Consider the following 11,976-nt stretch of genomic DNA (forward strand, 5'->3'; position numbering starts at 1 on the left):
CGATGATCGCGATCGATGGCGTCAACAAGTTCTACGGGATCTACAAGGCGCTCGACAACGTCTCGCTCGACATAGCCGCCGGCGAGTTCTTCTCGCTGCTCGGCCCCTCCGGCTGCGGCAAGACCACACTTCTGCGCTCGATCGCCGGTTTCGACACGCCGACCGAAGGAGATATCCGCATCGACGGGCAATCGGTGATCGGCGTGCCGCCGAACCGCCGACCGACCAACATGGTCTTCCAGAACTACGCGATCTTCCCGCATCTCGATGTCGAGGAAAATGTGGCCTATGGCCTGAAGCGGCTAAAGCTCGATGCTTCCGAGGAGCGGCGACGCGTCGTGGCCGCGCTAGAGCAGGTGCGGCTCGGCCATCTCGGCAAGCGCCGGGCGCATGAACTGTCAGGCGGCCAGCGCCAGCGCGTGGCGCTGGCGCGCGCCCTGGTGATGCGCCCGAAGGTGCTGCTCCTCGACGAGCCGTTGTCGGCGCTCGACAAGAAGCTGCGCGAGGAAATGCAGGTGGAGCTGCGCACGCTGCAGCGCGCCGTCGGCATTACCTTCATCCTCGTCACCCACGATCAATACGAGGCGCTGGCGCTTTCCGACCGCATCGCCGTGATGTTCGGCGGCCGCATCGCGCAGGTTGCGACGCCGAAGGAAATCTACCAGCGGCCCAACACCCGGCAGGTCGCCGATTTTCTCGGCGGCATGAATTTCATGAAGGCGCGCGTGACCAATGAGACCGCGACACGCATCTCCGTCGAGACCCCGCGCTTCGGCGGCGTCACGGTCGACAAGCCGCTCGGCTTCGTCGCCCGCAACGGCGCGGCGACGATCGGCATCCGGCCGGAACGGCTAAGGGTCCTCTGGGACGAGGCCCGCTCTGACTTCGAGGTCGCAGGCAAGGTGGTCGATCGACACTATTTCGGGGAAATCACCCATCTGATCGTCGATATTCCCGGCCTCGAGCAGCCACTCTCGGTTTCCGAAACCAACAATTTCGGCGCCGACGATATTCCGGTCGGCGATACGGTGCGGCTCGCCTACGATCCCGACGCGCTGGTCGCCGTTGCCGACTGACAAGATTGAGGCGAGCCGTGAACCACGGCTCGCCAAACTCCGGCTCAATAACCCGATTTGATCTTCTCGAACTCCGCGATCATGCGCTGGCGCAATTCGACCGGCATCGGTGACTGGAACAGCGTGTTGGCCAGGAACTTCGACACGTCGGCATAACCCTTGTCGGCGAGGATCTTCGGATCGACCTGCGCCATGCCGCGGGCGTTCGCATGGCCATAGCCCCAGGATTCGACGATGTAGGGGGTGATCGCCGGATCGGTGATCGAGTTCAGGAAATCATACTGCTCGTCAACCGGCGCTGTCGCGCCCTTGAGCCGGACATAGCCGCAAACCCAGGTCGAAAGCCCCTCGGTCGTGTCCTTCTTGATCGCTGCGGGAACGCCATCGGCCTGCAGCGTCGTCGCGGTCTCGTTCCAGGCCCAGGCGAGATCGACCTCGCCGCTGGCGATCGCCTGGCTCAGGTCGGTGTTGTCGGTCCAGTAGAGGCGGACGTTCTTGTGCACTTCGCGCAGGAAATCCGACGCCTGCTTGAACTGCTCGTCGGTCATCGTCGTCCAGTCCTTGACGCCGATGGCGAGGCTTGCGAGCGCATAGGCATCGTCGACATTGTCGCCGATCGAAACCCGGTCCTTGAACTTCGGATCGGCAAAGGCCTTGAGCGACTTGACCTCATCTTCCTTCACCGTATCGGTGCGGTAGGTGAGCACGGTGTTGCCCCATTCGAAAGGCAGCATCCAGGCCTTGCCATCGGGCGTCGTCATCAGCCCCTTCATCGCGGCGATGCCGGGATCGACGTCGTTCCAATAGGTGAGCTTCGAGGTGTCGAGCGGCTCGATCAGCCCCGCCTCGCGCCATTTGGCAACACTTTGCGAACAGGGATGCGCGAGATCGGCCTTGAAGCCGGAGCGCAATTTCTGGAAGGCCTCTTCCTCGTCGCCGAAGAAGCTGAAATCCGGCTCGTCTCCATGCTTGGCGGTGTAGGACGGATGGAAGGCCGGATCCTCGTAGCCGGACCAGTCGAAGATCGTGAGGTTGTCTGCGGCAAGCGCCGGCAAGGCGGTGGTTGAGACAAGCGAGGCGATGAAGGCGCCTCCCAAGAATTGCCTGCACGCGTTCACCAATGTCATGCCAACCTCCTCTATTCGGCCATTCCGGCGTTATCGTTCCCTATTTCGGCCCTTCCCGGGTGAAATGCTCGGGGAAGGCGACGAGCAGATATTCGACAGCCGCCGCATGCGCCTTTTCGCGCGTCAGACCGTCGCCCATCATCAGCCGCAGCCACAGCCCTTCCATCGATGCGCAGAGCGCCAGCGTCATGCCCTCGGGCTCGTAGGCGTAGCCACCCTCGTCCTTGAGCCTCTGGCAAAGCGCCAGGAAGATCTCCTGGTATTTGACGTCGCGCGCACCGCAGAGCGCCTGATAGGTCGGCCGCGACTTCGCCTCGCCCCAAAAGGCGCACCAGGCCGCAAGCTTGCGCTTGGTGCAGATCTTGCGATCGAAATCGCAGGCAACGAGTGCCCAGAGTTGCGCTGCCGCCTTGTCGCCAGCCTTTTCCAGCGCCGCGCCCCAATTGGCGGCATATTCGTCCGCCATATATTGCAGCGTGGCGATCAGCAGTTTTTCCTTGCTCTCGAAATGGAAGTTGACGATGCCGCGCGACAGGCCGGCGCCATCGGCGACGTCGGCCAGCGTCGTTTCAGAATAGCCGCGCTTCGCAAGCGAATCGATCGTCGCTTCGATCAGTTGTTGCCGCCGGGTCTCTTTCGACGCCTTGCGTCCGCGCTTTTCGCTTTCGACCGCTTCCTGCACTTCAGGGGTGAGTTTCATCCGTACCGCCGTCTCGTTCTTCTTCAGACGCAGGTGCATATCATGCTCCGCGCCGCATCGGCTTGATGCCACGCAGATGAGTGGGACAATGCTCACCACTGTCAAGCACCTTCTGCATGGCAGTCCAGGTCCGGACATTCTTGGTTACATAGGCCTCGCCGACCGCTGCGACTGCGGCCGAATGCAGCCCTCCCTGCAGCCGTGAAAGTTCCTGCCGCGCCACTTCGCGATACCAGTCGTTGCGGTTTTCGGCGCGCGTTTGCACGAAGCCTGCCTCCGCCATTGCGGCCAGATAGGCCCCGGCCGACGCCATTCCGAAGCTTAAGCCCTCGGCCGCGAGATAGGACTTCATATCGTCTGACGGTTCGTCGTCATGGGCGATCAGCCAATCGGAAGCGGCAAAGACACCACCGGGCGAAAGCACGCGGTAAATTTCGCGAAAGAGCGACCGCTTGTCGGGCACATGGACGAGCGCATCCTTGGAAAAGACGACATCGAAACTGCCGTCAACGAAAGGCAACGGGCCGGGCGGCGCCTGGACGAAGGAAACGCCGGCAATGCCCGCGCGCTCGGCAGCCTCCCTTGCATGTGCAATCACCGGCGCCTCGACGTCGAAACCGGAGATGCCCAGCGGATGATAAGTCCTGGCGATATGCAGCGTCACGCCGCCGGCGCCGCAGCCGAGATCAAGGATGCGCTTGCCCACAAGATCGAGACCGCCAAGTACACGATCGACCTCCTCGGGACCGCCAGGCGAAAGGTATCCCTCACCCCAGAGGACTTCCAGGAAACGGATGGCCGTATCGTCGTATTCGACGGCGTGTCCCGTTTCTCGATCGACCGACGACATCCAAGCTCCTGCCATATCAACTCTTGCTAAAAATCCTATCGCATTATCAGAGGATTGCAACATATTTGCTGAACGCTCATTCAAAATATATGGACAACATTCTGCTTTCCGTGTCATTTTTTGATCAACGACAAGGGGAGCCACATGACGAAATACGACGTGGTGATGATCGGAGGAGGGCATAACGGCCTGGTCGCCGCCTGCTATTTGCAGCGCGCCGGACTGAATGTCGTCGTCCTTGAAAAGAACGACTGGGTCGGGGGTGCCGCGACCAGCCGCGAACTGACGCCGGGCTTCCTTTATTCGAACTGTTCCTATGTCTGCTCGCTGTTCCGGCCGGAAATCATGCGCGATCTCGAGCTGCCGAAACATGGGCTGCAGGTGATCTCCTACGAGGGCGGCGCGGTCCTTACCCGCGATGGCGACTATCTGGCCTCCTATCGCGACCACGATTCCCATCGCCGCGAGTTCGCCCGCTATTCCAGGCGCGACGCCGAGGCCTATGAGCGCTACGCCCGCGACGTCACCCGCCAGTGCCGCTTCATCCAGCCGTTGTTGATGCGCACGGCCCCCGACCCGTTCAGCTTCAAGCCGCGCGACATTTCCGAACTCATCTATCTTGCCAGGAAGTTCGGTGATTTCTCAGCGGCCGAAATGGCGGCGACCTTGCGCTTCTGGACCATGTCGATCGCCGACTTTCTCGACGAATATTTCGAGACCGATGTGATCAAGGCCTATCTTGCACTTTCGGGCATTATCGGCACCGCACTTGGGCCGATGTCGCCGGGGACTGCCTACGTGCTGCTGCACCACTACATGGGCGAGGTCGACGGTTCGGTCGGCGCCTGGGGCTATGCTCGCGGCGGCATGGGTGCCGTCACCAAGGCACTCGCCTCTTCGTTCCAAGCGTCCGGCGGCACGATCCGCACCGGCGCCGATGTCGCCAAGGTGCTGACCCGCAGCGGCCGCGCTTCCGGCGCAGTGCTTGCCAATGGCGAAGAGGTGCTCGGCAAACTCGTCGTCTCCAATGCCGACGTCAAGCGCACCTTCCTGAAGCTCGTCGACGAGGATGCCCTGCCGCAACGCTTCGTCCACCGTGTCCGCCACTTCAAGATGCGCGGCTCCTCAGGCAAGGTGAATATTGCCCTCGACAGCCTGCCGGAATTCCCGGCACTGCCGGCCGGCTCCTCCTGTATTCGCGGCGACCTGCACTTCACCGACAGCGTCGAGCGCATGGAGCGCGCCTACGACGACTGGAAGGCCGGGCGCTGGTCGGCCGACCCCTTCGTCGACATGATGATCCCGACAACGCTCGATCCGACGATGGCACCACCCGGCAAGCACTTTGTCTCCTGCTTCGTTCAGTACTGTCCGCCGAAGGTAGGAGGCAACGACTGGACCGACGCTGACCGTGACGCCTTCGCCGAAACCGTGATCAAGCAGATCAGCGACTATTCGCCGGGTTTCCGCGAGCGCATCCTGCACATGGAAGTGCGCACGCCGCGCGAGATCGAACAGGAGGTGGGGCTGACGGAAGGCAACATCTTCCAGGGCGAGCTGACCTTCGACCAGCTGCTGTTCAATCGGCCGGTCCCCGGCTACGCGCAATATCGCAGCCCCGTGCGCGGGCTTTACATCTGCGGCTCGTCCACCCATCCGGGCGGCGGCGTCATGGGAGCACCCGGCCGCAATGCCGCCGCCGAAATCCTGCGTGACCTCCGCCACACCCCCTCAAACAAGATGAGCCCGGCCCATGACGTCATTTGATGCCATCGTCATCGGCGGCGGCCACAATGGCCTGACCGCCGCCACCTTCCTCGCCCGCTCGGGCCGCAGGGTCCTGCTCGTGGAAGCCGGCGACACGCTCGGCGGTGCCGCGCGCGGCTATTCTTTCCATCCCGGCTACGCCAGCCCCGGCCTTGCCCACATCTTCAACCGGCTCGATCCGGAAGTGGCGGCAGCCCTTTCACTTCACAACAAGCGAAGCGAAGCCGCACCGACCGTGGTGCTGTCGCCGACCGGGCAACATGCGGTGCTGCGCGGCGGCTATGGCGAAGCGATCGATGGGGTATCGCAAGAGGAGGCGAAACGCTTCCAGGACCTGCGGGGCAAGCTGGTGTTCCAGGCCGCCATCCTGAAGCGTTTCCTCAGGCGGCGCCCGCCGGAAATCGGCGAGCTGGCGCTTGCCGACCTTGCAACACTCGCCAGCGCCGGCCTCGGGCTCTTGCGCAAGGGGCGTGAGGAAAGCCGCGACTTCCTGCGCATGTTGCTGATGAACGTCGCCGATACCGTCGAGGAATATCTGACCGACGACCGGCTGAAGGCGCTGCTTGCCTTCGACGCGACGCTCGGCATCCACCTCGGGCCCCGTTCGCCGACCTCCTTGCTTGGTCTCTACTATCGGCTGACCGGCGAGATGCAGGGCGTGACCGGCGCCCAGCTGGTGGCCAACAGCGGCGGACGCTCGGCGGCTGCCGCCTTCGAGGCCGCGGCGATGCAGGCCGGCGTCACGGTCAGGACCGGTGCGCGGGTGGCACGCATCATCGCCGATCGCGGACGCGCAACCGGCATCGTCCTTTCCTCCGGCGAAACGCTTGAGGCGGGCGCCATCGTCTCGGCGATCCATCCAAAGGCGACCTTCCTGGACCTTACGGATCCGGCCGAGATCGGCACCGGCTTCCGCCGCGCCATCGGCAACATCCGCTCGAAGGGCAACGTCGCCAAGCTCGATCTCGCGCTCGACCGCGTTCCGGAGTTCTCCGGTGTTGCCGCCGCCGATCTCAGCGGCCGGCTGGTGATCGCCCGATCGGTCGACCATGTCGAAGAGGCCTTCAATCCGGCGAAGTACGGTCAGTTCTCCAAGGATCCGGTGATGGAGATCACGCTTCCGAGCCTTGCCGATCCGTCGCTGGCGCTTTCCGGCGGCTGTACGCTGTCGGCGCTTGTCGAGTTTGCGCCCTATGCGCTTGCCGACGGCTGGGACAAGGGCAAGCCGGCCTTTCAGAAAATCGTGCTCGATACTCTGGAAGCCTACGCCCCTGGCATCAACGGCAGCATTCTGGGGACGAGCTTGCTGACACCCGTCGATATCGAAGAACGCTACAACCTGCCGGGCGGGCATTGGCACCACGGCGAACTCCAGGCAGATCAGTTGCTCGTCAACCGTCCCGTCAATGCCGCATCGGGCTACTCGACGCCGCTCAAGGGCCTCTATCTCGCCAGCGCCGGCGCACATCCGGGCGGCGGCATTTCCGGCCTGCCCGGGCTGCTTGCCGCCCGCCAGGTCCTTTCGGAGAAACGCGCATGATGATGCATCTGACCGCCCTTCGCCGCGCAGCCCAAGGCCATATCCTGATGCCCCGGCTGGAAACACCGTTTCACCAGCGCCTTGCTGCGCTCAGCGAAACCAACGACTGGTACAGCTGGGCAGGCTACAAGGCGCCGCATTCGATCTTCGACACCGAGCTCGAATATTTCGCGATCCGTTCGACGGCGGCGCTGTTCGACATCTCGCCGATGGTGAAATACCGCATCCGCGGCGCAGATGCTGAGCGCTATCTCAACCGGCTGACGCTGCGCAACGTCGCCAAGCTCGGAATTAACCGCGTGCACTACACGGCCTGGTGCGACGACCACGGCCACGTGCTCGACGACGGCACGCTGTTTCGCCTCGGACGGGACGATTTTCGGCTCTGCTGCCAGGAGCGGCATCTCCCTTGGCTTCTCGACAGCGCCGGCGGATTTTCCGTCGAGATCGTCGAGGAGACCAGCGAGATCGCCGCGGTCGCGCTGCAGGGGCCAACATCCTTTGCTGTCCTCGAAGCCGCGGGCTTTGCCGGCGTCGAGGGTCTAAAACCGTTCCAGCTCTCGGACTTCTCGCATCTCGATGGCACGGTGACGATCTCACGCACCGGCTTTACCGGCGATCTCGGCTACGAACTCTTTGTCGACGCCAAGCGGGCGCTGAGCCTCTGGGACCGTCTATGGGCAGCCGGCACTGGTTTCGGCCTGAAGGCGATCGGCTATGACGCACTCAACCGCGCCCGCGTCGAAGCAGGGTTCATCGTTGCCAATGCCGATTTCATCACGGCCGAGGCGGCCCTTCGGGCGGACCGCGAACGCTTGCCTGACGAGATCGGCCTCGACTGGCTGGTGGATGCGGAAAAGCCCTTCTTCAACGGGCGCGACGCCATCTTCCGAGCACGCGAGAGGAACACGCTGAAGCATGTGCTCGTCGGCCTTGAGATCGAGGGCAACATTCCGGCCGAGGGCGCAATCGTCTATCACCGTGGCAAGAAGGAAGTCGGCCTGGTGACGGCCGCCATCTGGTCGCCGCTTGCCAAGCGCAACATCGCCATTGCCAGCCTTTCGCGCCCGTTCGGCAGCCGCGTCGTAGACGACCTCTGGGTGGAGATCTATGCTCTGCGGGAGCTGCAATACCAGAAGCTGATGAAGCGGGCGCGCGTCGTCGCCCGGCCCTTCGTCAAGCTCGACCGCCGCTCGGCCAACCCGCCGGGCCGCTTCTGAGAGTACGAGCATGGACGATGAGACGAAACGACACTGGGAGATGATCAGGTTGCCGGCCGGGCAGGAATGGTCCGGCCGCGCCCGATACGCGGCCGCGATGTTCTTCTACCAACGCGGTTTGATGGATGCCGAAACGCTTGAAGTCTACCGCATTTGCTCGCGGCTCGACGCGGAAGACCCGGCCACGGTCTTGCGCCGCTACCGGATCGGATCGGAGTGGTTGGCTCGGCTGGAGGGCAATGGTGCCTCTTGAGGCAGCCGCGCCGTTCCCTCGACAGTGGTGGAAGCGCAGAAGCGAGTTTAGCCCGTCCCTAAAGTGGCCCCGGGCCGGTTCGCTCCGGCCCCGCCCAATGGTTCAAACTACCAGGTCTTGCTGAGCTTGAGCGTGACGGTCCGGGCGTCGCCGTAACCGCAGACGAGCACGCCGCTGCAGCCGCTCACATATTCCTTGTCGAACAAATTGGTGACGTTGAGAGCGGCGCCCCAGCCATCCTGTTCATAGCGCAGCCCGGCATCGAACACCGTCGAGGTGGGCACCTTCGCCGTGTTCTCCTTGTCCGCCCAGCTTTCGCCACGGTAGCGAACGCCGGCACCGAAGCTGACGCCCTCGAGCGCGCCCTGCTGCACGGTGTAGTCGACCCACAATGAGGCCTGCGCATCGGGAGCGAGATAGGGCGACTTGCCGACCAGCGTCCGGTTCGCATCCTCGGTCACCTCGATGTCCATGAAGTCGAGGCCGGCGATCACCTTCCAGCTTTCGTTGAGATTGACCTTGCCCTCGAGCTCGATGCCGCGGGAGCGCACCTCGCCGGTCTGGGTGGAAATGCTCGTCAGCGGATCGGTGACGAGGGCATTGCGTTTGGTCAGTTGGTAGATGGACGCCGTCAGCACGCCATCGAAGAAGGTCGGCTCGTATTTGACGCCGGCCTCGAACTGCTCGCCCTCCTCAGGCTTGGTGTTGCCGGTCGCCGTCACCGCCACGATCGGATTGAAGAAGGTGGCGACGCTGACATAGGGGGTCAGGCCATTGTCGAATTCATAGGCAAGCCCGGCGCGACCGCTGACGGCGCCTTCGCTGTAGTCGAAGCTCGAGTTCTGCGTCGGAGCCCAGAAGGTGGGACCGTTGTCGGTCTTGGTGTCGACGTAGTCGTAGCGGCCATTGAGCGTAACGAGCCAACCGTCGCCGAAGCGGATCTGGTCCTGGGCATAGACGCCAAGCTGCTGCTGGGTGATCACCTGGTTGATATAGATGGCGTTGGCCGGCTGCGGCGCGCCATAGACCGGATCCGTGGCGCTGATCGGCGTTCCCGCAGACGACGCCTGCACGTGATCCAGGCGGAAGAGCTTGTAGTCGATACCGACCAGCAGCGTATGATCCAGCGCGCCGGTCTCGAATTCGCCCTCAAGCCGATTGTCGACGCCGAAGGTATCGACCTTGGAGGTCGCCTCGAAGCCAAGGCGATAGAGCAGGTTGTCGGGCGTTGCCGGCGTCGGCGAAACCGGGAACGGCAGGCTCGGATCGTAATAGCCGTAGGTGTACGGGCCGTTCTCGTGCTTGTAGAGATGACCATAGCGCAGGTTCTGGCTGAACTGCCAACCGCTGTCGAATTCGTGCTTGAACTCGTAGCCGAGCATCTGCTGCACATAGGTGCCGGTATCGATTGCCGGTTCACCGAAGAAGGCCTTGCGATCGATCTTGCCGAAGGGCGCATCGACGACCGTACCGACATAGGGCAGGAAGCCGCCACCGGTATGGACCTGATCAAGGCCCTGGAGCAGACCGTAGACCGTCAGGCTGGTCGCATCGTCGGGCTGATAGGTGATCTGCGGCAAGATGAAGCCGCGCAGGTCTTCCGAATGGTCGGTGTAGTTGTTGCCACCGGAGACCTTGCCGGTGACGCGGTAGTTGATCGCATCGTCCAACGGGCGGTTCACGTCGATGCCGAGGAAGGCATTGCCGTTGTTGTTGATGCCGGTTTCCACGTAGGTCGAGGTTTCATCACTCGGCCGCTTGCTGATGAGGCTGACGATGCCGCCCGGATTGGCGCCGCCATAGAGCACCGACGCCGGTCCCTTCAGCACCTCGACGCGCTCCAGCATGAACGGATCGATCTGGAAACCGCCGAAACCATAGGAAAAGAGGTTGAGGCCGTCGAGGAAAACGCCGGTCTGCGTGGCATCGAAGCCGCGGATGTAGAACCAGTCGGTGTCCGGATCGACGCCGAAGGGCTCGGCCATCACGCCGGGCGTATAACGAAGCGCCTCGTCGATCTTGTTGACGACGCCGCGATCGTCCAGTTCGTCGCGACCGATGACCGATACGGACTGGGGAATTTCGTTGATCGGGGTGGCAGACTTCGAGCCGGTGGTCGTGGCCTTGGCGACGTAACCCTGGACCGGACCGGTCGCGTCGACGGTGGTCGCACCGGCCTGAGCCTCGATCTTCTCCAGCCGGGTCGCCGGCGCGTCCTGCGCCATCGCGGCGCCCGCCGCCAGAATTGCAATGCCCGCTACCCCGCCTGCCAACCATTCGGCCAAACCTGCGGCCCTGCCACGCACCATCATCTCTTCATCGCCCCGTGCCGCCCATCGCGCCAATCCCCGGGGCGATACGCAGCGTTTAAAAACCTCAGATAAGATGAGTGTTTATATCAACTATAATGCCGACGCTTGGAGCGATCCGCGATAATTGAACGATCCTGGGCTATTCACAGCGAAGAATCGCCCACGCCCGAGGCGGTTTGCTCAAGCCAATCGGCTTCGCCTCCATTGCGCCGGCGTGGTGCCGACGACCTTGCGGAAGACCCGGGTGAAGTGCGCCTGATCCGAAAATCCGGTCTCAACGGCGATCGCCGTCAGCGACGCGTCGTTCGTGAGCAAGAGTTGTTTGGCCCGTTCGACGCGCGCATTCGTCTGCCATTGATGCGGCGCCATGCCGGTCGAGACCTTGAACGCGTGGCTGAAATGCGATTGCGACAACCCCGCCAGCGCCGCCAACTCCTCGAGCCGAATGTTGCGACCGAAGTGTTCTTCGATGTAGTCGGCCACGCGGCGCATCTGCCATGCGGCCAGCGGACTGCGCCTGCGCGGATCGGCGCGGTTGAGCTTCATCAGGTCGATGAACAGCGCCACTGTGAGGCCATCACCGTAGAGATCGTGCAGCGGTTGCGGATTGAGGCACTCTTCAGCGATAAGCCGGGCGAGCTGCAGGAAACGCTCATCATGAAACATCAGCCGAGGCGCGTCGCAACGGCTGGCGTCGAGGTCTTCCATCAGCCGTCGGCTGAGGACATCGAGATTGAAGTGCAGATCGAGGTGGCGGATGTAGTGCACATCGTCGACATCGGCCCAGATCTCCATACCCGCCGGGATATAGGAAAGGCCTTGTTCGCGATAGTTCTGCACGGTCCCGGGCCCGCCGGGCGAAAGCTTGACGTTGCAGCGGCTCCCGCCTTGGGCATCGAGCACAATGAACATGCGCGGATCATCCGACACATAGTGACCGCCCGCCCGCGCCTCGCATTCGACATCCCAGACGTCGGCGATGATCCCGTTCCATTCACGGCGGTGCAAGCCGCCGAGGACCTTGAAGCCGGAGATCTTGTTCTGCATCCGTGGCTGGTACGTCATCAATTGACCAATGCTCGGGGAAATCAGAGGCCGCGCCTCGATCTAATTCCTTCATTCTTTACTCAT

General features: G+C 62.9%; 10 protein-coding genes. 5 read left to right on the top strand and 5 right to left on the bottom strand.

The window, feature by feature from the left end; genetic code table 11:
* Nucleotides 1–2: 2 nt before the first annotated feature.
* Nucleotides 3–1,076 (top strand): ABC transporter ATP-binding protein, encoded by a 1,074-nt coding sequence (locus PWG15_RS30735; RefSeq protein WP_275027273.1) that lies wholly within the window; start codon nucleotides 3–5, stop codon nucleotides 1,074–1,076.
* Between the two features lie 44 nt (nucleotides 1,077–1,120).
* On the opposite strand, the gene PWG15_RS30740 is transcribed toward PWG15_RS30735, so the two are convergent.
* Genes PWG15_RS30740 through PWG15_RS30750 form a run of 3 tightly spaced genes read right to left on the bottom strand, consistent with a single transcriptional unit; the run spans nucleotide 1,121 to nucleotide 3,753 of the window.
* Nucleotides 1,121–2,203, bottom strand: coding sequence for an extracellular solute-binding protein (locus tag PWG15_RS30740; RefSeq protein ID WP_275025347.1), 1,083 nt, complete (start codon nucleotides 2,201–2,203; stop codon nucleotides 1,121–1,123).
* Nucleotides 2,204–2,243: 40 nt separating this feature from the next.
* Complete coding sequence (locus PWG15_RS30745) at nucleotides 2,244–2,903, bottom strand: TetR family transcriptional regulator C-terminal domain-containing protein (RefSeq protein ID WP_275027274.1); 660 nt, start codon at nucleotides 2,901–2,903, stop codon at nucleotides 2,244–2,246.
* Between the two features lie 40 nt (nucleotides 2,904–2,943).
* The gene (locus PWG15_RS30750) at nucleotides 2,944–3,753 is read right to left on the bottom strand and encodes a methyltransferase domain-containing protein (RefSeq protein WP_275025348.1); all 810 of its coding nucleotides are present in this window, start codon (nucleotides 3,751–3,753) and stop codon (nucleotides 2,944–2,946) included.
* 144 nt (nucleotides 3,754–3,897) lie between these two features.
* Here PWG15_RS30750 and PWG15_RS30755 point away from each other — a divergent pair, with 144 nt between their 5' ends.
* From PWG15_RS30755 to PWG15_RS30770, 4 genes are read left to right on the top strand one after another with little or no spacing between them, the layout of a single operon-like run.
* Complete coding sequence (locus PWG15_RS30755; RefSeq protein ID WP_275025349.1) at nucleotides 3,898–5,520, top strand: phytoene desaturase family protein; 1,623 nt, start codon at nucleotides 3,898–3,900, stop codon at nucleotides 5,518–5,520.
* Nucleotides 5,507–7,060, top strand: coding sequence for a phytoene desaturase family protein (locus PWG15_RS30760; protein ID WP_275025350.1), 1,554 nt, complete (start codon nucleotides 5,507–5,509; stop codon nucleotides 7,058–7,060). Before PWG15_RS30755 ends, PWG15_RS30760 begins: the two co-directional genes overlap by 14 nt.
* Nucleotides 7,057–8,280: an aminomethyl transferase family protein gene (locus PWG15_RS30765; protein ID WP_425536790.1), complete on the top strand. Its 1,224-nt coding sequence runs from the start codon at nucleotides 7,057–7,059 to the stop codon at nucleotides 8,278–8,280. Before PWG15_RS30760 ends, PWG15_RS30765 begins: the two co-directional genes overlap by 4 nt.
* 10 nt (nucleotides 8,281–8,290) lie before the next feature.
* A complete protein-coding gene (locus tag PWG15_RS30770; RefSeq protein WP_275025352.1) occupies nucleotides 8,291–8,533 on the top strand; it encodes a hypothetical protein in 243 nt (80 codons plus the stop codon).
* A gap of 107 nt (nucleotides 8,534–8,640) precedes the next feature.
* Here PWG15_RS30770 and PWG15_RS30775 read toward each other — a convergent pair whose 3' ends face one another.
* Together PWG15_RS30775 and PWG15_RS30780 are read right to left on the bottom strand one after the other, a co-directional pair.
* Nucleotides 8,641–10,845 carry a TonB-dependent siderophore receptor gene (locus tag PWG15_RS30775; RefSeq protein ID WP_425536791.1) on the bottom strand — a complete coding sequence of 735 codons (2,205 nt, stop codon included), beginning with the start codon at nucleotides 10,843–10,845 and terminating at the stop codon, nucleotides 8,641–8,643.
* Between the two features lie 180 nt (nucleotides 10,846–11,025).
* Complete coding sequence (locus PWG15_RS30780) at nucleotides 11,026–11,910, bottom strand: helix-turn-helix domain-containing protein (protein WP_275025355.1); 885 nt, start codon at nucleotides 11,908–11,910, stop codon at nucleotides 11,026–11,028.
* Between the last annotated feature and the right edge of the window lie 66 nt (nucleotides 11,911–11,976).

Origin of the sequence: Ensifer adhaerens (assembly GCF_028993555.1) — a bacterium.
GTDB classification, from domain to species: domain Bacteria; phylum Pseudomonadota; class Alphaproteobacteria; order Rhizobiales; family Rhizobiaceae; genus Ensifer; species Ensifer adhaerens_I.